General features: G+C 44.7%; 23 protein-coding genes. 18 read left to right on the forward strand and 5 right to left on the reverse strand.

The annotated features are described in order from the left end of the window. The first annotated feature begins 13 nt into the window (after positions 1-13). The 7 genes from NSQ99_RS05845 to NSQ99_RS05875 all read left to right on the forward strand — a co-directional run bounded on the left by NSQ99_RS05845 (position 14) and on the right by NSQ99_RS05875 (position 10205). Complete coding sequence (locus NSQ99_RS05845; protein ID WP_251667814.1) at positions 14-898, forward strand: carbohydrate ABC transporter permease; 885 nt, start codon at positions 14-16, stop codon at positions 896-898. Between the two features lie 38 nt (positions 899-936). Then, positions 937-2604, forward strand: a complete 1668-nt coding sequence (locus tag NSQ99_RS05850) for an extracellular solute-binding protein (RefSeq protein WP_340835718.1) — start codon at positions 937-939, stop codon at positions 2602-2604. 196 nt (positions 2605-2800) lie between these two features. Further along, positions 2801-4639 carry a sensor histidine kinase gene (locus NSQ99_RS05855; protein WP_340835719.1) on the forward strand — a complete coding sequence of 613 codons (1839 nt, stop codon included), beginning with the start codon at positions 2801-2803 and terminating at the stop codon, positions 4637-4639. A 1-nt stretch (position 4640) separates the two neighbouring features. Next, complete coding sequence (locus tag NSQ99_RS05860; protein ID WP_340835721.1) at positions 4641-6212, forward strand: response regulator; 1572 nt, start codon at positions 4641-4643, stop codon at positions 6210-6212. Positions 6213-6592: 380 nt separating this feature from the next. Then, the gene (locus tag NSQ99_RS05865; protein ID WP_340835723.1) at positions 6593-8980 is read left to right on the forward strand and encodes a glycoside hydrolase family 16 protein; all 2388 of its coding nucleotides are present in this window, start codon (positions 6593-6595) and stop codon (positions 8978-8980) included. A 228-nt stretch (positions 8981-9208) separates the two neighbouring features. Next, a complete protein-coding gene (locus NSQ99_RS05870) occupies positions 9209-9814 on the forward strand; it encodes a class I SAM-dependent methyltransferase (protein WP_340835727.1) in 606 nt (201 codons plus the stop codon). Between the two features lie 91 nt (positions 9815-9905). Beyond that, the gene (locus NSQ99_RS05875; RefSeq protein ID WP_340835728.1) at positions 9906-10205 is read left to right on the forward strand and encodes a hypothetical protein; all 300 of its coding nucleotides are present in this window, start codon (positions 9906-9908) and stop codon (positions 10203-10205) included. A gap of 95 nt (positions 10206-10300) precedes the next feature. On the opposite strand, the gene NSQ99_RS05880 is transcribed toward NSQ99_RS05875, so the two are convergent. From NSQ99_RS05880 to NSQ99_RS05895, 4 genes are all read right to left on the reverse strand, one after another. Continuing rightward, entirely contained in the window at positions 10301-10960 is a 660-nt protein-coding gene (locus tag NSQ99_RS05880) for a PspA/IM30 family protein (protein WP_340835729.1), read from the reverse strand. Between the two features lie 87 nt (positions 10961-11047). Next, entirely contained in the window at positions 11048-11266 is a 219-nt protein-coding gene (locus NSQ99_RS05885) for a PspC domain-containing protein (RefSeq protein ID WP_251667830.1), read from the reverse strand. A gap of 247 nt (positions 11267-11513) precedes the next feature. Beyond that, positions 11514-12413 (reverse strand): AraC family transcriptional regulator, encoded by a 900-nt coding sequence (locus NSQ99_RS05890; RefSeq protein WP_251667832.1) that lies wholly within the window; start codon positions 12411-12413, stop codon positions 11514-11516. Positions 12414-12592: 179 nt separating this feature from the next. Then, on the reverse strand, positions 12593-14185 hold the full coding sequence (locus tag NSQ99_RS05895) for a bifunctional metallophosphatase/5'-nucleotidase (protein WP_340835730.1): 1593 nt from the start codon (positions 14183-14185) through the stop codon (positions 12593-12595). A gap of 186 nt (positions 14186-14371) precedes the next feature. Between NSQ99_RS05895 and NSQ99_RS05900 the strand changes: the two genes are divergently transcribed. From NSQ99_RS05900 to NSQ99_RS05920, 5 genes are all read left to right on the forward strand, one after another. After that, positions 14372-15490: a phosphate/phosphite/phosphonate ABC transporter substrate-binding protein gene (locus NSQ99_RS05900; protein ID WP_251667836.1), complete on the forward strand. Its 1119-nt coding sequence runs from the start codon at positions 14372-14374 to the stop codon at positions 15488-15490. Positions 15491-15639: 149 nt separating this feature from the next. After that, complete coding sequence (gene phnC, locus NSQ99_RS05905; RefSeq protein ID WP_340835732.1) at positions 15640-16419, forward strand: phosphonate ABC transporter ATP-binding protein; 780 nt, start codon at positions 15640-15642, stop codon at positions 16417-16419. Further along, on the forward strand, positions 16412-17227 hold the full coding sequence (gene phnE / locus NSQ99_RS05910) for a phosphonate ABC transporter, permease protein PhnE (RefSeq protein ID WP_340835734.1): 816 nt from the start codon (positions 16412-16414) through the stop codon (positions 17225-17227). The genes phnC and phnE (NSQ99_RS05910) overlap by 8 nt, the downstream gene beginning before the upstream one ends. A 14-nt stretch (positions 17228-17241) precedes the next feature. Then, positions 17242-18051 (forward strand): phosphonate ABC transporter, permease protein PhnE, encoded by an 810-nt coding sequence (phnE, locus tag NSQ99_RS05915; protein ID WP_340835735.1) that lies wholly within the window; start codon positions 17242-17244, stop codon positions 18049-18051. 145 nt (positions 18052-18196) lie between these two features. Beyond that, positions 18197-19030, forward strand: a complete 834-nt coding sequence (locus NSQ99_RS05920) for an AraC family transcriptional regulator (protein ID WP_340835736.1) — start codon at positions 18197-18199, stop codon at positions 19028-19030. A 185-nt stretch (positions 19031-19215) separates the two neighbouring features. On the opposite strand, the gene NSQ99_RS05925 is transcribed toward NSQ99_RS05920, so the two are convergent. Next, positions 19216-20385 carry a glycoside hydrolase family 27 protein gene (locus tag NSQ99_RS05925; RefSeq protein ID WP_340835737.1) on the reverse strand — a complete coding sequence of 390 codons (1170 nt, stop codon included), beginning with the start codon at positions 20383-20385 and terminating at the stop codon, positions 19216-19218. 338 nt (positions 20386-20723) lie between these two features. On the opposite strand from NSQ99_RS05925, the gene NSQ99_RS05930 reads away from it, so the two are divergent. The 6 genes from NSQ99_RS05930 (at position 20724) to NSQ99_RS05955 (ending at position 24317) form a co-directional block, all read left to right on the forward strand. Further along, positions 20724-21146 carry an SRPBCC family protein gene (locus NSQ99_RS05930; protein WP_340835738.1) on the forward strand — a complete coding sequence of 141 codons (423 nt, stop codon included), beginning with the start codon at positions 20724-20726 and terminating at the stop codon, positions 21144-21146. 1 nt (position 21147) lies between these two features. Next, entirely contained in the window at positions 21148-21468 is a 321-nt protein-coding gene (locus tag NSQ99_RS05935) for an ArsR/SmtB family transcription factor (protein WP_340835739.1), read from the forward strand. A 152-nt stretch (positions 21469-21620) separates the two neighbouring features. Then, on the forward strand, positions 21621-22298 hold the full coding sequence (locus NSQ99_RS05940; RefSeq protein WP_340835740.1) for a histidine phosphatase family protein: 678 nt from the start codon (positions 21621-21623) through the stop codon (positions 22296-22298). A gap of 188 nt (positions 22299-22486) precedes the next feature. Continuing rightward, on the forward strand, positions 22487-22948 hold the full coding sequence (locus NSQ99_RS05945) for a LytTR family DNA-binding domain-containing protein (RefSeq protein ID WP_340838736.1): 462 nt from the start codon (positions 22487-22489) through the stop codon (positions 22946-22948). Continuing rightward, positions 22938-23354, forward strand: a complete 417-nt coding sequence (locus tag NSQ99_RS05950; protein ID WP_340835741.1) for a DUF3021 domain-containing protein — start codon at positions 22938-22940, stop codon at positions 23352-23354. Before NSQ99_RS05945 ends, NSQ99_RS05950 begins: the two co-directional genes overlap by 11 nt. Before the next feature lie 36 nt (positions 23355-23390). Beyond that, complete coding sequence (locus NSQ99_RS05955) at positions 23391-24317, forward strand: ABC transporter ATP-binding protein (RefSeq protein WP_340835742.1); 927 nt, start codon at positions 23391-23393, stop codon at positions 24315-24317. The last annotated feature ends 2 nt before the right edge of the window (positions 24318-24319 follow it).

Below are 24319 nucleotides of genomic sequence, written 5' to 3' on the forward strand. Positions count from 1 at the left end.
GGGAGACGGAACGATGGACATACGTAGAAGGTTTCGAAGAATCGGAGTATTCGAGGTCTGCAATACGCTGCTTATGCTGGCCGTTTGCTTTATTACACTGTACCCGATGTGGTTTGTATTCATTAACTCGCTTAATGCACCTGAACAAGCGTTGCTTGGTACAGTTAATTGGTTTCCGACGGAATTTTCTTTGGCAAGCTACAGCGTCGTGTTTAACGATAAAAGTCTGATGAACGGCTTTTATATAACGACAATGCGTACCGTCATAGGGACGGTGGTGCATGTGTTATTTACGGCGATTGTGGCCTACGGACTGAGCAAGACGAATTTGATCGGTCGAAAAATTTATATGAAGATCGCCTTAATTACGATGCTGTTTTCAGGTGGACTAATTCCTACCTTTATACTAATGACGAAGCTTGGCTTGTACGATAATTTCTTAGTATTCATCATTCCTGCGATGTACACCTTTTTCAATATGGTTATATTTATGAGCTTCTTCCGAACCATTCCCGAAAGCTTAGAGGAATCTGCTAAGGTTGATGGTGCTTCGGACTACGGTGTACTATTCAAAATCGTGCTGCCGAACAGTATGGCCGTTATCGCTACGATCGCGCTGTTTTCAGCGGTCTATCATTGGAATGACTACTACCAAGGGGTTATCTACATTCACTCGCAGGATAAGCTGCCACTGCAAACGATGCTCTACAAAATTATTGCGGAGAACTCCATGTCGTTTATGCAGCAGCAAGCGATGGCGCAATTCGGTGCAAGGCTGCCGGGCAACTCGATCAAATTTGCTTCCATGATGGTAGCTACACTGCCAATTCTATTGTTCTATCCCTTCATTCAGCGCTATCTCGTCAAGGGCGTCATGATTGGTGCGATTAAAGGGTAATATCAATACAATTAAAGCGGAGAAAGGATGATTTAGTAATGAAGATCAAGCTCAACAAATTAAGCATGACGATAGCTCTAGCGGCAATTTTAATACTAACGATGGCCGCATGCAGCAAATCTAACAACAGTGACAATAACACACCGACGACATCACCAACTAATCAGTCACAGGAGCTGCAGCCAGAAGTAACATTGAACCCTGATGAACCAGCATGGAAGCTAGATACTAGCCCAGTAGATTTAACGTGGTTCGTAGGGGCAAACTGGTACCCTCATAGCTGGGGAGAAAGCTTAGCATCTCAATATGTAACAGAAAAAACAGGTGTTAACGTAACGATCGAGGTGCCATCTGGTGAAGCCAATGAGCACATTACACTAATGATGACCTCTGGCAAGCTGCCGGACATCATATCGATGGGATCTTGGGAAACTGCTGTTAAAAAGCTTTGGGAAGGCGATCATGTCTATGCACTGAATGAGCTGGCAGATCAGTATGACCCGTACTTCTTCAAGGTAGCTGGTGATGGTACATTGAAGTGGTACCGCCAGGAGAACGGCAACACGTATGGTGTGCCTAATGATTCCTATAGCCCTAACCTTATGCATGAAACAGGGATGACTGCTGCTAACCAAACATTCCTCGTACGTAAAGATCTATATGAGGAAATGGGTAGTCCAGATCTAACAACACCAGAAGGCTTCCTTGGTGCACTGCAGCTGCTGAAGGACCAATACGGTCAGTACAAAGGTCAGCCAATCAGTCCTTTCTTTGCACAGGGTAATGTTCCATATGGTATGACAGAGTATCTGCAAAACCTACTTGCTGTTCCGTATGAGCAGGACGGTAAGGTGTATGATCGCATAACAGATCCAGATTATGTTACATGGCTAAAAACATTCCGTACAGCCTACGAACGCGGACTTATTAATGTAGATTTTCTAGTGGATTCTGATTCACAGGTAGAGGAAAAAACAAACAATGCTCGTTACTTTATGATGGTTCGCGAATGGACGGGAATGGCAGCTGTTAATCCAATGCTTGCTGCCAGTGAAAACCCTGACTCCTATTACATCGCAGTTGATGGACCTCAGAACAGCAAAGGAGAAAGCGCGAAGCTGTTCCCTGGTAATATGGACGGCTGGATGGTTACGATGATTAGCAAGTCTACGAAAAACCCTGAACGTGCGATTCGCTTCTTAACGTACCTAGCGAGTGAGGAAGGCCAAAGAGATTTATTCCTTGGTAAAGAAGGCGAAACGTGGGATATGGTAGATGGCAAGCCACAGCTTAAGCCTGAAATGGTCCAGCTACTTGATAATGATATTGAGAAGCTAGAGAAGGAATACGGCATTATGGATACGTACTGGATGATGCGTAACCCAGTTATTATTAACCAATGGAGACCAGAGAAGGCTCCAGTGATTAAGCAAATGGAGGACTTTGCTAACAGTCAAGCTGATATTGATAGCGGTATCTATAAAGGCTTAGATCCACTAGGTGATTCTGATGTAGCGGTAGCATGGTCTCGCATCTCTCAAAACTGGGAGGAAGTGCTGCCTGAGCTCATTATGGCAAAGGATGAAGCAGCCTTCGATAAAATTTTCAATAGCTTCCTTGATCGCCGTGTAGAATATGGCTTTGACCAAGTAATGGAATACCGCCAAGCAGAGCTTGATGCACGAAAAGCGAAAATGGCAGAATAGTAAATGCTAGAGCAGTATATGCAAGAGTAGCAAGTGAGAGAGCATTAAGGCTCATAGCTTATACCAGCCGCCGTATTGGCGGCTGGTATTCTCTGCTTTTATCGCAATCACGCTCTCCCTGCAGTACAAGCGTGATATGACATACCAGCATAATTGTAATATATGGTATATTACAGAGGTGGGGAGGGGCAATGATATGGAATATTTGCTGTCTAAAATGAGGAAGCTTTACCGCAATGCCCGTATATCTCAAAAGCTGTTTTTAGCGTTCAGTATGACCATTGCTATTCCTGTATTTATCGTTTCTTTCTTATTTATTCGCACGCAGGAAACACAGCTGTACAATGAGGCAATGGCCAATGGCAGCAGCCATGTCGCACGGCTTAACGAGCAGCTGCGGAGCAGGATGGATATGCTGGAGAATGTGTCCTCTACCGTGCTGACTCAAAAGACATTTATCGACTTTATTCACTCGAACATGCGAGAAGATGGATTGCGGCTAGTGAAATTCAGACAAAACCACTTTGAGCAGATGCACAATATTATTCAAAGCAATGAAATGATTAGTGAGCTGAGCTTTTATGTCGATAACCCGAATCTCTATGAGATCTGGCCTGAAATTTATCATTATGATAGGTTTTGGCCGCAGGATTATTGGTTAACCCTGCGCGATGAAGGGGGAGCGGCTTACCGACTGTTTGCCTATAAAGATGGCGAGCATACACTCTCCTATTATCGACTCGTACGCCTTCAGGAGCAGCAGCAAAAGCATCCTAGCATTATGGAAATTCGTATGGATCACAGTGTGTTTTTTAGTGAGCTGCTAGATGATACGGGTGGAGATTTTTTCTCTGTCATCATGGATGGAGCAGATCCTTCTAAGCATGTATACAATGCCCAGCATCAATTTTCGCTACACGCAGGCGATCAACTTGAAGTAATTTTAGGCAGCATACACCAGCAGCTGGATATGCTGCAGCAGAACAGTCCGATTAAGGTGAAGGTAGGCGACAATACCTACTATGCGTTGTATCGCTACATCGCTCCGCTCGAGGCATATGTCGTCGATATTGCATCACATCACGCCTTAATGAAAGAGCCACGCTACTGGTACGGACTTGTGGTAGCGGTTACATGCCTTGCGCTGTTGTTAATGCTGCTCATTGTGTCACAGACAACGAAACGTATGCTGCGCCGCTTAGATCTTGTGTTGTCTTCGATGCGCAAGGTACGTAAGGGTCAGTTAAACGAGAAGATCGATACGGGTCTTGAAGGGAACGAAACAGGTGATGAGATCGACGAGGTAGCGATTAGCTATAACAAAATGCTGGATGAGCTTCAACGTCTTATGACGCAGGTGGTTGATAAGCAGCTTGTTGCTAAAAACGCCCAGCTGCACTCGCTTCATTCGCAGATCAATTCTCATTTCTTATACAACGCACTGGAGTCGATTCGAATGCTGGCAGAGGTTGAGCGTCAGCCGGCTATCGCAGATGCGCTCGTGTCGCTCGGTTCGCTGCTGCGCTACAGCATGCAATGGCGCAGTGATACCGTTGCACTTCGAGAAGAGCTGGCGAACATACAGAGCTATATTCAATTTATTAACTTTATGGAAGGAAGAGGCTTAGAGCTATCCACTGATATTCCTCAGGAGGTGCTTAGCTACGCGATTCCTAAAATGTGTATGCAGCCAATCGTGGAGAATGCTGTTCATCATGCAGCTCCATCGCACGGCACTATCTGTATTCACATTACCGTTGAGGTGGAAAGTGACAGTTTGCTGCTCATTAAGATACGAGATGACGGTGTCGGTGTAGAGCCTCAAGTGCTGGCTCAGCTACAGGCGGTGCTGCATGAAGATTTGGATACACCTATCGTTGCAAGCAAAAATGGACTTGGCCTAGAAAACGTACATAAGCGGCTGCAGCTTCACTACGGAAAAGACAGCGGCTTATGGATCGACAGTGTGAAGGGCGACTATACATGTGTAACGATACATTTACCTTGGGAAAATGTGAATCTTGGGGGGTGGTAGAATGATCAACATTTTGATTGTGGACGACCAGAAGCAAATCCGTGAAGGTCTGCAGGCAATGCTGAGCCAGTTTCCGCTGCATATTGACCATATATATTGTGCTGCAAGTGGAGTTGAGGCACTTGAGTTATTGCGTCAAATCAGCTTTCAGCTTGTTATTACCGATATTAAGATGCCGGATATGGATGGATTAACGCTGATGGCGCATGCCAAAGAGGAGCAGATTAAGGTAGAGTTCTTAATTATAAGCGGCTATAGTGACTTTGCTTATGCACAAAAAGCGATTGGATTAGGTGCCAAGGGCTATCTGCTTAAGCCTGTAAAGCGTGCGGATCTGCAAACTGCAGTAGAGCATGTGTTACAAGAAGTAAAGACAAGTGAGGCACTGTCACGCAATATGGAGGATCTTTCTCGCCGGGCCGAAGAAACAGATCGAAGAGAGCTGTGTATGTTTATGCAGGGCTCAGCAACCGATGAGGTATGGCTGCGTGAGACCGAGCAGCAGCATTCTAAGCTGTGGAGTAATTATCGGCTATGCCTGCTGCGCGAGGAGCTATGGATTAACCAGCCGAGTGCAAGCAGCTCACATAGCATAGAATCGATTGCTTATCGCGTCTTCGGTAAGAATGGATGCATTTGCCTGCAGCATCGTCCTCATCTTATTATTGCGATTGATGCAGCTATAGATACTGGGGCATTGCCTGCTGCGCTTAAGGACGCGCAGATCGGTGTAATCACCGCTATGACCAATCCGCAGCAGGGCTTGCTGTCACTGCCAACCGCCTATACACAAGTGATGGAGCTCTATCGCCATAGCTACCTGTTTCCTGATAAGCAGCTCATCCAACCTGCGCATATCGAGGGGCTTGTTCAGCAATGGCAGCTCCCATATGAGGAGCTGTATGAGCTGTTTCATCTCATTGGTACGAAAAATAGTGGGAAAATTGCTGATGGTATTTCTGCCGTGTTTCGAAAAGATATATTGCAGCGCTATCATATCGGCTATACTCAGCAGCTATGCCGTGCGGTTGTTCAGCTGCTGGAGGAGTATGAGCGGGTCATCAGGCCTTATATGGGGGAGGAAGCGCTAGATATAGAGTGTCTACGTAATCTTTTCGATCACCGAGGTATTCGTGAATATATTCAAGCGCTGCAGCAGCAGTTGCTTAGATTGAACCAGTTTTATTACGAGTTTAAATGCAGCTATCGCAATACGCAGGACTTAAACGAAGCGATACGCTTTATTCATGAAAATTATTACAAGCCGCTGGATCTTGCGATGGTATCCAACCATGTCTCGTTGAACTATGCTTATTTCTCCAATCTGTTCAAGAAGAACATCGGCAAGGGCTTTGCAGAGTATTTGCGCGATGTGCGGTTAGATAAGGCAAGACGCTTGCTGGCAGAGACTGAGCATAAAATCGTAGAGATTGCTGCAATGGTCGGATATGAAAGCTACAAAAGCTTCACTAGAGCCTTCCGCGATGTGATGGGCATGCAGCCAACAGAGTATCGAGAGCTGATGCGACGGAAATATGAACAAGAAGGGAAGCTGAAGGACCCAGCGCTATAAATGGGCAAAAGCCAAAAAAATGGGTCATGATAAAAACAAATGTACCTTTTATGACCTACTAATGTTCGATAGAATATAGGTGTCCTCCTGTGAAAGCGATTTCCTAAGCGCGTCCACAGAATGATTACTACCCAATTGATAAAGAGCCGCATTACGAAATTGGCGGAAATGCTCGCTAAAGAAGGCCCGAATGTTCGCTTTCCCACAGTGTAGGTTTTATAGCGATTAGACATGAGCTAGCCATGTATCGAAAGCTGTAGCCGCGCTATGTGATCACGGATGTTCGGGCATCACTGTTCATGACCGCCTTTCGTTCGTTTTTCGTTTTCGAACACAGGGGAGAAGATGATGCGTCAACTAAAGTTCGAGGAGGGTAAATAATGAAGCAAATCCACATTCCGATGTTCATGCAAAAGGTTTTGTGTTTGTTCTTGGTAGTAGTGATGGCAATGAGTGTCGTCCTATTGCCATCTTCGAAGGTTCAGACTGCAGCAGCGGCAGGAACTACCGTTACCTCTATGACTTACTTTTCACCATCAGATGGACCTGTAATCTCAAAATCAGGAGTTGAGCAAGCGAGCTACGGCTTTGTCATGCCAATATTCAACGGAGGCTCTGCTACTTGGAATGATGTTTCCGATGATGTAGGCGTAAATGTGAAGGTCGGCGGCAGCTGGGTTGACATTGATCAAACAGGCAGCTTTGTTTATAACCAAAACTGGGGGCATTGGAGCGACAGTGGTATTTATGGCTTCTGGTTCACGCTTTCTGAAACGACAGAAATTCAGCTGTATTCCAAAACAAGTGCAGCTACACTCGACTATACACTCGTCTTTCAAAATGTTAACAAGCAAACGATTACTTCAATGACACCGACACAAGGACCGGACATAACAGCAGGATTTACAGGAGGGGCGGGCTTTACGTACCCGACCTTTAACAATGATCCGGCAATCACCTATGAAGCAGTAGCTGATGATTTGAAGGTGTATGTAAAGCCAGTAAACAGCAGCACATGGATAGATATTGACAACAATGCGGCAAGCGGCTGGGTTTATGACAGTAACTTCGGACAGTTTACTGAAGGTGGCGGTGGCTATTGGTTTACGGTAACGGAATCGATCAATGTGAAGCTCGAATCGAAAACCTCTTCCGCTAATGTCATCTATACGATTATTTTTAATGAACCGGTCAGAAATTCATATACCCTTACGGCTTATGATGGAACGACCTATACAGCAGATCAAAGCGGCGTAATTGGCATCCCGCTTCCGAAAATTGATGGAAGTGCAGCAATCGGCTCTGAACTTGGCAATTTTGTCTATGAGATTAACGTCAATGGTCAATGGGTAGACATGAGCAACTCTAGCCAAAGCGGCTTCGTATACTCAGGCAGCGGCTACAATAATATGTCAGATGCCAATCAGTGGGGATACTGGGCTGATTACATTTATGGATTGTGGTTCCAGCCGATACAGGTTGATATGCAGATCCGCATCGGGTACCCGTTGAATGGTCAGGCAGGCGGAAGCATCGGCAACAATTACGTTACCTACACGTTTATTGGAAATCCAAATGCTCCGCGTCCAGATGTTTCTGATCATGACGATATCGAGATTGGGACACCGAGCGATCCAACGATCGCGGGCATGAATCTTATCTGGCAGGATGAATTCGAAGGCAGCACGCTCGATTTGAACAAGTGGAGCTATGAGCAAGGCTACTACATTAATGATGATCCGAACAGCTGGGGCTGGGGCAATGCGGAGCTGCAGCACTATACGGACAGCCCGCAAAACATATTCCTTCAGGACGGGAAGCTGAACATTAGAGCGCTGAACGATTATAAATCATTCCCACAGGATCCGAATCGTTATGCGCAATACTCCTCTGGCAAAGTTAATACAAAGGATCATTTTACCTTCCAGTACGGTAGAGTAGACATCCGAGCTAAGCTTCCTACAGGCAATGGCATCTGGCCAGCGTTATGGATGCTTCCAGAGGATTCTGTGTACGGAGCATGGGCTGCATCAGGCGAGATCGATATTATGGAAGCGAAAGGGCGCTTACCAGGTACGACTAGCGGTGCTGTTCATTTCGGCGGCCAGTGGCCAGTGAATCGCTACATTGCTGGTGAGTATCATTTCCCAGAAGGGCAAACGTTCGCGAATGACTATCATGTCTATTCGATGGTATGGGAAGAGGATAATATTAAATGGTACGTCGATGGAAACTTCTTCTTTAAAGTATCGAGAGATCAATGGTACTCAGTCGCTGCACCTAACAATCCGAATGCACCGTTCGATCAGCCGTTCTATCTCATTATGAACTTGGCAATTGGCGGTCATTTTGACAGCGGACTGACGCCAGACCCATCGGATATTCCTGCGACGATGCAGATTGATTATGTACGTGTGTATAAAGAAGGCAGCGGTAACGGCGGTAATCCTGGCAACGGCAACGAGAATCCTCCGTCGAATGTCATTGTTATCGGTGACGAAGAAAAGGGGCTGAAGAAGACTGGCGATGATCTATTGTTCTATGTGAACGGTGCGACCTTTGCTGATCTGCATTATAAAGTGAACAACGGCCCGCAGCTGAATGTGGCAATGACTTCGACAGGCAACGGGAATTATACGTACCCTGTCAATAATCTGCAGGCTGGAGATACGGTCGAATATTCCTTCACGTATAATCCGGGACAAGGAGCACTAGATACGCCTTGGTTCACTTATATTCATGGGGTAACGCAAGGCACGCCTGAGTAAGTGGATAGAACATAGCAGAATATAGAACACAGCAAGCAAACAGGCTAGGGCTACCCTAGCCTGTTTGCGTCATATTTAGCAGTAAAATTTTTAATGAGGCCCGGCTATTCAGCGGTGAATTCTCTGTTGATCTGTGGCTATTCATATCACTGTGCGATACACTAGGAATATAACATTTAACATTTTCTGTATATTGGAAATATATTTGCAGAGGGAGTGTGGAGCAAGTTGGATAAGACGAGACAGGTTCGTTTGTTTAACAAGCAAGCTGTTCAATATAAGACAAGAAAAGAAGGGGCTGCCCTAAGAAGCTGGCGCCAGAAGCTTTTGCGTCATGCAACAGGAGAAGTACTCGAGCTTGCTGTGGGAGCAGGAGCTAATTTTCCTTATTATCCAGATGGTATAAAGCTGACAGCAACTGATTTTAGTCCGGACATGCTTAAACATGCACGGGAAGCTGCGGCCGGATATTCACTCGATGCTACGTTTATATTAGCTGATATCGAAGAGCTAGACTTTCCAGACCATTCCTTCGATACGATTGTCTCATCATTATCCTTCTGCAGCTACGAGCACCCGCTGCATGTCATGCAAAAGCTTAAACGTTGGTGCAAGCCGGATGGGCACATATTGCTGATGGAGCACGGGATTAGCTCGAATAAAGTTGTGTCCATAGGACAGCGTGTGCTTAATCCGTTACTGCTGCGTACGATTGGATGTCACCATACGAGAAATATTCCTGATATTGTACGGCAATCAGGAATGTTCATCGAGCGTTCGGAGAGTCATATGCTCAATATGGTTCACCTCCTATGGGTAAAGCCAGAGACATGAACAGGCGGGCGGATCGAGAGTTCTCATCTTTCAAAGCTGATACAATTGAAGAGATGCTCTGCTATTCCATATTTAGATATAGAGGTGTTTTATGTTAAAGAGTAAAAGGAGCAAAATAGCTGCTCTTCTATTTATCTTTTTATTTTTAATGTGGCTCCTAAGCTTTTTCATACCGCAGCTTACCATTCGCACGTATATGGTTGCTAGACTCCAGCTTGTGAGTGCATTTACATCAAATATTACAGATATGGAGCAGTATGATCGTCAATATGGCCATTATTATCAAGTAGAAGGATTGATTGATCATGCCACTGGTGAAGAGATAGGTGTATTCTACCTTCAAAAGAAGGGACCTTTCTGGACGGTATCCAGTGTAGGAGGAGCACCTTAGACTAAGAGAGGAATAGAAAAGCAGGACGAAATAACATCATTAAGCACCATGCAATGCCGCACGGTGCTTAATGATGTATATGAACAGCCTGAAGATTATACCTTCTGCATTAAACGTTGTAGGTGCTCTTCTACTAATAGATTGCGCTGCTCCTGCTTAGGATCGACCGCAGCGGTGTTAGAGCTAACGTGGCGGTATGGGTCAGGATACATTCCACCTAATTCAGACTGAGCCTCCCACTCCATAACCTTTCTTTCGATGCGCTCGAAGCCCTCTACGGAAGAGCTGCCTTGTAGATGATATTCTGCTTTGCTTTGCGAACGATTTAAGCGAGACATGAGCTCGGTACGCTTTGCTTGCAGCTTGCTTTTTTCTTCCTGCAATGCTTCAATACGCAATTCCAAATCTATCGATGTTTCTCTAGAGAGCTCAATAAAGCGTGCAGTTTCATCTGCTTCTTCCTTGTATCTAAGCATCGCTTCAATCGCTGTACGAGCTTCAACTTCACGTGCTTCTGAAGCAGCCTGCTCTGCTTGCTTTTCGTATAAAGCAGCTTGACTGTTTAGCTCCTCATGCTTGCGCATTAGCATTCTTTCTTGCGCTTGCTGCTCCACAATTGCACGCTCCGCATCTGCAAGCTTTTCATCCAGATCTCTCAAGTAATGATTCATCATCGTAACTGGATTTTCTAATTTATCCAGCATGTCATTCGTTACAGCCTTTGTCATTTCAAATACACGTTGTAAAATTCCCATCGTTCATTTCTCCTTTAATATAGAATAATATGTTATGTTCAGTCTTTTTTGATTAGTCATAGTTTGTAATAGCTAAGCTAGTATTGATTAATAGTGATAGTTCGAAAATGGATTATTACCATAAGGCGCTTTTGGTACAATGATGGAGGCTACAATGTAGCAAAGTGCTACTGCTCCAAAGCTACACAATGCACTGATCACGACAATTAAGCGAACAATCGTTGCATCAATACCAAACCATTCTGCAATACCTCCACATAGCCCTGTCACCTTAGAATCTGTCATCGACCGATATAGTTTTTTCACGTTCAATCATCCTCTCGTCTTGTTCTTATGATGTAATTGTATAGGGAATCACAAAGTATTTTAACGTTCTAGAGTCTACTCTTTTTACTGGTCTTTAGGTTGAGTCTAACCTCGACGTAAGGCGGGGGAGCAGAGGGATGAAGGAGAAATCAAGTTATAATGACATGCAAAAAAACCGGTGCAGAAACTGCCCGGTTTTTATAGGATGTCTACTTATATAATGTTAGCTGTATTCTGGACTATCGCGTTAGATCGAGGCAGCACCTTTAGTAACAGCGAACCATAGCTCTATATATTCCTGCCCATCCTTGCTGCCATAAATCTCTAGCTGAGCTCCGTGGACTTGCTCATATCCACTAGTCGGCAGCCATTCTGAGTATACACGTCGATATAATTCTGTAATGACTTCATCGAATTGTCCCCATTGAAATGGCTCTGAAGGGAAAATCGCCCAAGTATGCGCTGGGATAGATATGACGTCATAGCCTGCTGTTTGACTATTAGTGCTTTCGAAGGCACAGATTGCATAAGGGAAGGTATCCTTTTCCGTATCGCGATAACCGCACACCGCATGAACCTTGTACAGGTCCTTACTAACAAAGGGGGGTAAATCGCCAGCATGCTCCTCTAGCTTCGCTATCGTACCGTTTTCATGATATTTCTGCCAAACCTGTGCTGGTGTTTCACCGCTACCATCTGTGCGAAATATCCCCTCATGTCCAAATAGATGAAAGGCTTCCTTTGCTTCAATTCGATAGTTCATTGCTTCCGCTCCTTTAATCGTAATAAGGAAGGAAAGACGAGGAAAGGCCTTTAGCTCAACGCCATTTGATCGTGCCATGGCAGGTGTAACCCCATGAATCGATTGAAAGGCACGCGCGAAAGATGTAGGTGAATCATAGCCGTACTTTAGTGCAATATCGATAACCTTTATTGTATGATTATTTTGTAATTCTAGCGCGGCCAATGTTAATCGTCGACGTCTAATATATTCGGCTAGTGTCACATCTGTAATGAATGAAAACATTCTTTGAAAATGATGAGAAGAGCAGCATGCCTTACGTGCGATCTCAGCTAAGTCTAGCTCCTCTGTTAGGTTTGCTTCAATATAGTCTAGTGCCGAGTTGATTCGATCAAGCCATTCCATTACGTCACCCTCCTTTCAATATGAAGTATAGAGTAGAAGCAGAATTGTTTAGCAACTTTTTGTGCACAAATAAGTTGCAAGCGTAATAGAATTAAATACCAATTTTAACTAGATTCTATTCATTATACGGAGGATAACGATTCACTGCAATCCTCGTGTCTGTTACGTCCGTATGTTACTCATGTAACCGCACCATTCGTAACACGCCAATTGTTATTCACCGACGCCTCGATATGTTGCTGTGCTTGAATATAGCTCGCGATCAGCTCAACCATCGTGACAGAGATGTCCTTTACGATCGGCTTGTCTTGAAGCATCTCATAGTTGCCACCGCCGCCAGCACGATAGTTGTTCATGACGACCTCATAGAGCTGATCGTCTGCAAGCGGCTCACCATGTCGTTCAAGTTGAACTACTCTTCGACCGATCGCTTTTGATATGTCTAAGGTGTAGTCAATGCCCTCCCACATATCATAGTTATAATGCTGTGGCTTTGGGTGATTGAAGGCTTCGCTTACGACCACGTTTCCTCGATCATCTAACCGAAAATACTCTGCTGTTTTCTCTAGCGCAGCACGAATATCACGACCTGCTAGCTGAATCACTCTTAACGTGTTCGGATAGATATAATTGGTCACGATATGACGCATTGTTACTTGGGAGGGGAAGCCCGGCGTTTCATTATCGAATAGCGCCGTACAGGAGATATCAGCCCCTGAAACGTGCATTTGCAGCTTGTTCACAAATTCAATGAAAGGATGCTCTGTAAGACGAGCGTCTGCTGGTGAAGTGATTAGCATATCTCCATCTACATAGCCAAGCGGCAGGTCAAGCCAAGCCTGTGTTAACGCCTCATCCTCTGCAACGAGCCGCTCAATGTCGGAATCAGGCTCGTATATAGCTGCTTCAATCAGCTCGGATTGACATTGGATCAATTGCCAGCGTTTATCCGATTTCTCGAGCTGTAGCGTTACTTTTCCTAGAAAGCGGCCCTCCGCTGCTGGCTGCACAATACATACGCCATTAATGAAGCAATCCGCAATCGCGCGATGCTGATGGCCCGTTATTAATACATCGATACCTCCCACCTGCTCACAGAGTGCATAGCCAATATTTTCTCCGGTTAATGGCTCGGTAGCATTCCCATGTTCGATATCTCGTTCGAAGCCGCCATGGTAAGAGACGATAACGATATCACAAGCTTTTACCTCTCTTAAATGAGCTACCCAGTGCTTAGCTGTTTCGATTGGGTCTTCAAATTGAATGCCAGCGATATGCTGAGGCAGCTCCCAATGCGGAACATATGAGGTGGTCAAGCCTAGTATGCCGACGCGTAGTCCGTTGTCTAGCTGCTTTATGATATACGGCTCCCTAAATAATGGCTGACCAGTTGTCTCATCCAGCGTGTTAGCCGACAGCCAAGGAAATGCAGAGGCATCGACTGCCTGCTGTAAGTATGGCAAGCCATAGTTAAATTCATGGTTACCTAGTACGGCTGCATCATAACGCAGTTTATTCATACAGGCGATTACTGGGTTAGGTCGCTTGCTATTAACTTTGGCATGATAATAGGTGAGCGGTGTCCCTTGCAAGCAATCTCCATTATCTATTAATAGTGTATAAGGATGGTCTTGACGCAGTTGCTTAATGATACTAGATACTCGTGCTAGCCCGTAGCCAACTTCACGTTGATCGGCATAGCTTCGAGGCAGGATGAAGCCATGAAGGTCACTTGTTGCAAGTAGAATAAGCTCGCATGTAGATTTGCTCATTTTCATCTTCCTTTACGAACTAGATTATAAGACACGCACATTCTATCACATGCTGCCAAGTAAATTACCTTTCCAACGTAAATTTACCAAAAATTAACTTAATCTTTATATAGAATTAACTAAACTCCCCTATACTTCAAGCATGCGAATGAGCATAAAAAAGAGAAAGTAGTGGAGGAATTTTAGATGAAAATGAGGCTCATGGTTTTAATCGTAGGAATGCTCACTATTGGATTACTAGCGGGCTGCGGTGCTAACAATACACCGAAGAATACAAACACAGGCGCTAGTAACCAACCATCACCACAGGTATCAACACAGCCTTCGGCTAATGAGAGTGAAAAGCCGGCTGAAGATCCAACTATAAACATTGACAAGCTAAAGGTAAGCTTTGTTCCATCTAAGGATCCAGATGAAATTATTACGACGACTGAGCCTCTAAAGCAATTATTGATTAGTCAGCTTGCTACGCAGGGCTATGAGGTTGGCGATGTTCAGATCGATGTAGGTACGACTTATGAGGCTGTTGGTGAAGCACTTAGTGCGGGTACGACAGATGTTGGCTTAATTCCAGGGGGGACGTATACGCTGTACGATGACGGAGCGGAGGTTATCCTGACGTCAACACGTAAGGCATTGTCTAATGACTCAGATAATGCTAAGGATTGGAACGATAATAAGCCGACTACAGGCTTAGATGATAAACAAGCTTCCTACTACCGTTCATTAATTATTGCAGGCCCTTCTCCTAAAGGCCAAGAGCTAGCAGCGAAGGTTAACAACGGTGAGGAGCTGACTTGGGACGATCTGAACAGTGCAAACTGGTCGGTTATGTCTACGTCATCCTCTGCTGGCTATATCTATCCTACGCTATGGCTGCAGGATAAGTATGGTAAGAAGATTACCGATCTTCAGAAGGTTACACCAGCGGATTCCTATGGTACATCCTTCGCACGACTAGCTGTAGGGCAGGTAGATATTGTCGTAGCTTTTGCTGATGCGCGTCGTGATAACGAAGAGAAGTGGACGACGGACTATAACGGAACTGCTTCCATCTGGGATCAAACCAACGTTATCGGTGTAACAGATCCGATCTACAACGATACGGTAAGTGTAAGTAAAAACTCACCAATTATGAATGACGAGCTGAAGAAAGCACTTCAAGAAGCGTTCATAGCGATTTCTGAGACGGAAGAAGGAAAGCAAGTCATTGCCATCTACTCACATGAAGGATATCAGATTGCAAAAGATTCCGACTATGACAGTGAGCGTAAAGCACAGGAATTCATACGCAGCTTGAACTAGCTATATAGAACGATCAGCTTGTCTAATTCGAATGAATGAAACAAGCGAATGAATCAAAAGTACATCTCACCAAAAATGAGAACATCGTCATGTCATGATGTTCTCATTTTATTATTCAAAATTTATAGCTAAAGGGATGAAGCGCTCCGATGATTGAATTTATCGATGTAGAGAAGACGTATAAAAATGGCACCCATGCATTAACTCAGGTGAATCTTAAAATAAAGCAGGGCGAATTTGTCGCCATTATTGGACGCTCAGGTGCTGGTAAATCAACGCTAATACGATGTATTAACCGAATACACGATATTACAAAAGGAAAATTAATAGTAGATAACGTAGATGTATCTCGGCTTAAGGGAAAGTCTATTCGTCAATTTCGCCGTCGAGTAGGGATGATCTTTCAGTCCTTTAATCTCGTTACTCGCACGACCGTACTTAATAATGTGCTCGCTTCGTTTGTGCCGGAGCTACCAATGTGGAGGAAGGTTACAGGTATATTTACGAAGCAGCATAAAATAAAAGCGCTGGAGGCTTTAGATAAGGTTGGCATTTTAGACAAAAGCTTTGTACGTGTTGATCAATTGTCTGGAGGTCAGCAGCAGCGTGTTGCACTAGCAAGAACATTGGCACAGCAGCCAGATATAATTCTCGCCGATGAGCCGATTGCTTCGCTAGACCCAGTCACTGCGCGAGTGGTGATGGATGATTTTAAGCGAATTAATCAAGAGATGAACATTTCGGTCATTATGAATATTCACCATGTCGAGATGGCGCTGGAATATGCAGATCGCATTATCGGAATTCGCAAGGGTAAGGTTGTATTCGACGGCGATGCATCGATGGTGACGCAAGCCGTACTGCAGGAAATATACGGTGGGAAGTGGGAGTCGAATCAAGAAGCAGAGGAGCAGGCGATATATGCTTAATAAACTTTTTCCTCCTAAAAAAATTACGCTTCCTAACGGAAAGATCGTGCTGCAGAATCGTTCATTCATACCATTCATCGTATTATTTCTCGTACTATGTACGCTGCTATCTGCAAACTTTACTGGCTTCAGCTTCAAAGTATTGATCGATAGAATAGACGAGTTTTTCATTATCGTTAAAGCGATGATCCCGCCGAATTGGGGCTATATTTCTAAGGTTTGGAGGCCGCTGCTCGATACGATCAAAATGTCCTTGCTAGGCTCGCTGCTTGGAGCACTGCTTGCCTTGCCTATCGCTGTAGCCGCAGCTTCAAACATCACGAAGTCAAAGGTTATTACTGTTGTTAGCAAAACGCTGCTCAGCATTCTTCGTACTTTGCCAACGCTTGTTACGGCTCTTATAGCGACCTTTATCTTTGGACTTGGTCCGACGGCAGGGGCGGTTGCGATTTTGCTGTTTACTGTCTCCTACGTAGGCAAGCTGCTATATGAGCAGATCGAGACGGTAGATATGGGTGCTTTTGAGGCGATGCAGTCGATAGGAATGACTCGAATCCAAGCGTTTCGCTATGCGGTTATTCCGCAGGTGCTTCCAGGCTATATCTCTACCTCTCTCTATTGCTTTGAAGGGAATGTGAGATATGCCGCGATACTCGGATATGTTGGAGCGGGAGGGATTGGACTGCTTATTCAGGAAGGGCTCGGCTGGCGAGACTACCAGGCTGTAGGCTTGCTCATCCTCGTACTGATCATTACAGTATACATCATCGAAAGGGTAAGTGAGCATTTTAGGAAAAAACTAATCTAGGGGAGAGGTAAGGAATGAATCATATCGAGAAGCAATTGTCAGCTGCGCCTCGTAACCTATTATATGTCGCTGTTTTATCTATGATGGTTGCAGCTTTATTTGTATGGTCACTTACAGCAGTTAACGTTCAGAATATCGGGCAGGGCGGACTTTCCATTGCTAAAAATATACTTTACGGATTAACGCATCCGAATATGGATATGCTTTTTAATTTTTCAAGGCAAAGTATTTTATATTTATTGCTTGAGACGATAGCAATTGCATTTTTGGGCACGATTGTAGGTGCGATATTAGCGATCCCTCTCGCATTTTTAGCAGCCTCTAACATTATGCCTAAGCCTGTTTCATGGCTAACAAGGCTGCTGCTGATCGTTATTCGTACCGTGCCTGCCCTAGTGTATGGCTTAATGTTTATTCGTGTGACGGGAACTGGAGCCTTTGCTGGTGTACTAACCGTTGGTCTTACTTCAATCGGAATGCTAGCTAAGCTGTATGTAGATGCGATTGAAGAGCTCGATACTCGCGTGCTGGAGTCGATGACCTCAGTAGGGTGCACCACATTTGAGAAAATTCGCTTTGGTATCGTTCCGCAGCTATTTTCGATCTTTTTATCGGTCATCATTTATCGCTTTGATATGAATATGAGAGAAGCATCTATATTAGGGCTTGTCGGTGCTGGTGGAATTGGAGCACCGCTAATCTTCGCTATGAGAGGCTACAAATGGGACGAAGTTGGTGCGATTCTTATCGGTCTAGTTATATTAATTCTACTGATTGAACTCATGTCAAACTATTTGCGTGCAAAGCTAGTGAGAGGTGAATAATGAAGGCTATAATAATCGTTCAAACTTATGCTAGATGACAGGTTGATGATCGCTGCTTGATCTGCTACGCTTTCTTTATTATGAAGGGTGTGTAAAGGTTTTCTAACATATGCTTCATACCATTGGAGAATAGGAGGCAGTACAAGTGAGCAGATCTCAACCCTACCGCATGGGTAACGGTAGTCGATCATTAGTCTGGATAAACAGTGGCTATAAGCCTCCTAATCTTCATAAATGGGGACCGGGTGTACGAGATGTTTTTGCGCTGCATTATATTGTGAGTGGAAAAGGGACACTAGAGACACAGAACGGCTCATTTTCACTGCAAGCTGGAGACAGCTTTATTATTTTTCCGGGCTCTGAAATATTCTACTATCCTCATTCACATGATCCTTGGGAATATGTATGGATTGAATTTAAAGGCGAAGAAGCTGGCGAGCTACTATCTATGACAGAGCTCACCGCAGAGCAGCCTATTGTCGCCAATGCAGGCTTCGATTTCGAGCCGTGGTACCGTATTGAAGACGAAGGTGATGTGCGTTATTTTCAAAGCTTGCGGGCAGAAGCGAAGCTGCGTCTGCTTCTGTCGTATTATATGGAGTATTATCCTAAGGAAGCAGAACAGGAACAGACAGATCACGTACGTCTAGCGAAGCAATACATTCATCATAATTATTGGAATTCGGCAATAAATGTTTCAGATATCGTCTACAACGTTAAGATTGACCGAAGCCATCTGTTTCGCTTGTTTAAAGCAGCAACTGGGATGTCGGTGCTAAGCTATTTGACAGCCTATCGCATTCAAAGAGCTAGTGAATTGTTAAAGTCATCTAGCTTATCTATCAAATCGATCGCTTATTCTGTCGGCTATAAGGACCAGCTTTACTTTTCAAAAGCATTTAAAAAAGCAACATCATATACGCCTTCGGAGTATATGATGCTGCATTCCAGCTCTGCTGACAGGTTAACGGAACAGTGAGCATTTGCCGGAGTCTTTATAATATTGAATTAGCTTCTCGATTGGCTCGCGACCGCAGTTAAGCTTCACGCCCAGACAATCGATGCATAGAAAGTTCTGCGAGGTTCTAGAGATTAGCTTTAGGAAGATGGCAACGTCGTCAGTCATAAGCGGGACACTGCACTTTGTACAGATGCGCTTACTGCTCATTTCGTAACTAGCTTCGCTCGTACAACTAAGCAATCATGCGCTGGTACGGTAGGAGCGAATCTTTCCTTGAATACGCCAAGCTCCTTATGCTCCCAGCAATCGTATAGAGAAAGTGAGATGCCCGATGCATACGGGAGACCGATATCCCAGAATTGCAGTGATATTTCTCGCTGACTGTCACTTAAATTGAAAAAGCCAATCGCAAGATCGCCATCTGTTAGCACCTTAACTAGCATAAAAACTTCATCAGTATGGAACCATTGAGGTTCTGGCTTAATACGGTAAGCGCCTCTACCTTCAAGGTCCTGGTTAATCGCGATAAGATCAGGGTTCAACAGTATTCTTTTCGTCATCTCATTAGCGTTGCGAATATCACAGCCCATCATTAGTGGAGAGCCCATCATACTCCATAATGCAAAATGAGTTTTATATTCGTTATCTGTACAGCCCCCGATTCTGCCTATGTAATCATTGTTGCTGCCACCATACATCCCAACGATTAGCATATCCATATCGTTATGACAGAATGAGCCAGTATAGCTAGCCTTGTCTAGCTGCGATAGAGCCAGCTCTTTAATCGAATCCCAGTTGTCTCGAATATCTCCTGTCGAACGATACATATGAGCTCCTGACTCACGAATCCAATCATATACATTGTCTGCGCCCCAATTACAAGCAGAGAACAATATGTCTCGACCACAATTTTTAAGCGCCAAGCTCATACGCTTGTAGAGCAGCTCACCAGAAATATGTCTTGGTTTAAAGCAATAATCGTATTTCAGAAAGTCTACGCCCCACTCGGCAAACAGCTTAGCATCTTGAAATTCATGCTCGAAGCTTCCAGGATAACCAGCACAAGTATGCGTTCCTACACATGAGTAGATGCCGAACTTTAAACCTTTCTCATGCACGTAGTCTGCTAACGCTTTCATTCCACTTGGGAATTTCTCCGGGTCAGCGACTAGATTCCCTTCTGCGTCTCTTTCCTTCAAGCTCCAGCAATCATCGATAACGATATATTCATAGCCCGCATCCTTATAGCCCTCGGATATAAAGCGGTCTGCAACGTCACGAATAAGCTGTTCATTAATGTCCCAAGTAAAGGTGTTCCAGGAATTCCAGCCCATAGCGGGCTTAAGTCCAAGCTGCTGTGTCGTAATGTTCACATTCATTCATCCTCTCAACTTATCATTTATAAAGTAGAAGTAGATAGCTTTGATACTCAGATTAAAGCATAAGCCAATATTCTAGTCCTATAGCTTGACGTTGCTTTCATATGGAGAGATGTTGCTTCGCAAATTAATCACCTCTAAGGTATGAAGCGCTTAATATAGGCTGAGCTCATGAACTGGAAAACGTAGAATGATAGATTAGAGGTTAGGATACAATAAACAGGAAGTAAGTATTGTGAAGTATGTGCATAGTCAGATTGACATAACACTTAAAAGTGTTACTATTGTTATAACACCTTTTGGTGTTACTTAATGCTGTGGAGGGTTTAAATATGAAGGAATCACATCAATTAGAGATACGAAAAGTCATCGTATTGAAAGCACCAATAGATAAAGTATGGAAGGCTGTTTCAACGTCTGAGGGGATTGCAGCATGGTGGATGCCGAGCACCTTTGAACCGGTTGTTGGTCATGAATTTGTACTGCATACTGGTCAATTTGGGGACTCGCCATGTAAAGTAACGGAGCTCGAACCGCCGCATCGACTTAGCTTTAACTGGGGGAAGGATTGGCAATTGACCTTTGAGCTGAAAGAGCTTGAAGAAGGGGAAACGGAGTTTACATTAATTCACTCAGGCTGGGATCCGGATAAGGTGACTGAATTCGGGCAACCGCATACTGTTATACGCGGAATTATGGATGGCGGATGGGAGAAGATCGTTAACGAAAAGCTTCCAGCTTATGTGGAGCAGTAAGATGGCTGCAGCTTCAGCTAAGCATGATGTGTTTCAAGCGATTGCGGATCCGACTCGCAGGAGAATGCTGCACCTTCTCGCTGACCAGGAGCTGCCAATCACTCAGATTGCAGCAAGCTTTCCGATATCACGTACTGCGGTGAATAAGCATCTGCATGTGCTTGCAGAGGCAGGATTGTTAAGTAAGCGCAGGGCTGGAAGAGAAACTCGCTTCAAGCTTCAAGCAGAGCCGTTAACAGAACTGCAGCAATGGCTTGCTTTTTTCGAGCAGTATTGGGACGAGCATCTACTAGCTTTAAAGGAATATGTAGAATCCGAATAGCGGCAATGACGGCACAGAAACCGAGGGCAAGCAGCATAGCTCTCGGTTTTTTTTGTAGAATTCGTAGAAGTAGCTCGATCGTAAAGGATAGTGAGCATTGCATGACGAACTATGAAAGGAAATGAATGACTGCACAAGAAAGCGAGGAAGACATGAGTAAAACAGTAAAACTATACGTCGTTAGACATGGAGAGACGTATTTGAATCGATATCATAAGCTGCAGGGCTGGGCAGACAGTCCATTAACGGAAGAAGGAAAAGCAGTTGCAAAACGTACAGGAGAGCGCTTGTCTCACATCGCCTTTGACCGTGTATATACAAGTGATTTGGGTAGAACGATTGAGACAGCAGAGCTGATCCTTAAGCAGAACAAGCACAGTGACCCGCTGGAGCTATGCCGACTGCCACAGTTTAGAGAAGTGTTTTTTGGAAGCTTTGAGGGTGATCATGTTGACCGAATCGTTAAGCAGGTTGCGGCTCAGCATGGCTACCAATACGAGACGAGTCGAGAGGTATTCGAGCATCATTCGATGAGTGAGGTGCTTGCCTTTATGAAGCAAGCGGATCCTGAGGCAGATGCGGAAGATGCAGATGAGCTGCAAGCACGTATTAACCAAGGGATTGAGCAATTGCTGTTGGATGTGAATGGTCAAGCCGCAGCTGTGCTGCTTGTTACGCATGGCGTCGTCATTCGACAATTGCTCGATCGATACACTGAACATCCAGAGCATCAAGGTGAAGTGAAAAATGCGAGCGTTAGTGTGCTTGAGTTTGCTGGTGATCAGGCGAATGTGCTCGTGTTCAATAGCTTGTCTGGTCCATTGGATTAAGGATAGCTGACAGTGAATTAATAAGGATGATGTAGACCTCGAGCAGGGGTCTTTTCGTGTTTAGCCGAAGTTCATACAGCAATAGCTACAGGTTATACCTCAATTACTGCAGGTTAGACCATTCATATAGCGGGAATATCGATGCTACTACATAATCATTTATAAGCAGGAGGGATAAGACGTTGAAGGTGCGTATCGAGGTAGACGCCAAGCATGAGGAGACAATCGTTACGATTCAAGCAAAGGAATGGACAGAGGAGCTCGCCGCTATCGTCAGCAAGCTTCAGCAGCAGTCAGCTACAACCGGACGTCTTATGGGAGTGGAGAATGAGCGAACCGTGCTGCTTGAGCCTTCGGAGATTGATTTCGTCTATGCTGAAAATAGGCGAGTGCTCGCAGCACAGGGCAGCAACAGAATAGAGCTGCGCATGAAGCTATACGAGGCGGAGGAACTGCTGGCTCCCTATCGTTTTATGCGCTTTTCAAAGTCCGTCATCGGCAATATTGAGCGTATTGCGCGCTTTGAGCTAATGTTCAATGGCAATCTATGCGTGCACTATCATTCAGGCAACAAGGAATATGTATCTCGCGCCTATGTTGCAGAATTGAAGAAGCGTCTCGTATTGGGAGGTGACAAGGATGAGCATTAAATTCAGTGATGTGCTTGCACGTATAATGAACGGGCTCGGCTTTTCCGCAATTTTTACATTCATAGCTTTAACCGCGCTGCTAGCTAAGGACATAAACCCGCCTGTAGATGAAATATGGAAAAATATGCTCGGCAGTATGCTCATAGGAGCATATTATGGTGCTGCTTCATTCCTATTTCAATTTGTAAACTGGAGCCCGCTAAAGATGGTTATTACTCATTTTAGCTTATCGTTTCTTGTTTTCTTGCCAATTGCTCTTTGGACGGGATGGCTTTCACTAGAATGGAAGTCCTTACTTATTGGATTCGTTATCTTTATAGTTGTGTACGGTATATTCTGGTGTGGCTATGCGTACTATTACTGGCGACTTACGAAGGAAATGAATGAATCGATCGATAAGAAATAGTATAAGCTCCACTAGATCATGGAGGTGTTGAAGAGGATGAATGCAGTACTCAAAGTTGACCAAATCGTTAAAACGTATGGTACGGGGAGGCTTGCAGTAGATCGTATTGGGTTTCAAGTAAAGGAAGGGATCTGCTTCGGCTTGCTAGGACCGAATGGGGCTGGGAAATCGACGTTAATGAAGATCATCTCCGGCATTATTAAAGCCGATCAAGGCAGTATATCACTGCTGGGCCAGCCATTAGCAGCTAATCGTGAGCTGATCGGGAAGCATGTTGGTTATGTGCCGCAGGATGTGACGCTGTATGAGCAGCTGACTGGGCGCCAAAACCTTCATTTCTTTGGCAAAATGTATGGACTGAATGGCAGCCAGCTTAAGGAACGAATTTCTGAGGTGCTCGAAAAGGTCGGTCTGACTGATCGCGCGAATGAGCCGGTGATGTCGTATTCTGGGGGGATGAAGCGTAGAATAAACATCGCTGCTGCGTTACTGCATAAGCCTAAGCTTGTTGTACTGGATGAGCCAACAGTAGGAATCGACCCTCAGTCCCGCAACCATATATTCGAGATGATCCGACAGATGAAGCGGGAAGGAACAACGATTATCTATTCTACGCATTATATGGAAGAAGCAGAAGCGCTCTGTGATGAACTGGCAATTATCGATCATGGAAAAATTGTTGCTGAAGGACCACTATATGAGGTGCTTGAGCAGCATGCCTTGCCTGCTGTCTATGTCGAAGCAGATGGCTGGAATCCACCAAGCGAGTTAGCTGCCGTAAGCCGCATCCAAGCACAGAATAAAGGCTGGCTGATCGAAGGTGAAAATGCCTTGCAGCTGCTGCATGATGTATCGAATGACCTTTTGCAAAGCGGGCATCGTGTGCGTGCACTTCAGCTACAGCAGCCATCGCTCGACAGTGTATTTATGAAGCTAACTGGCGCAGCATTAAGAGATGAATAGGG

Source organism: Paenibacillus sp. FSL W7-1287 (assembly GCF_038004245.1).
In the GTDB taxonomy this organism is placed as follows: Bacteria; Bacillota; Bacilli; order Paenibacillales; family Paenibacillaceae; genus Pristimantibacillus; species Pristimantibacillus camelliae.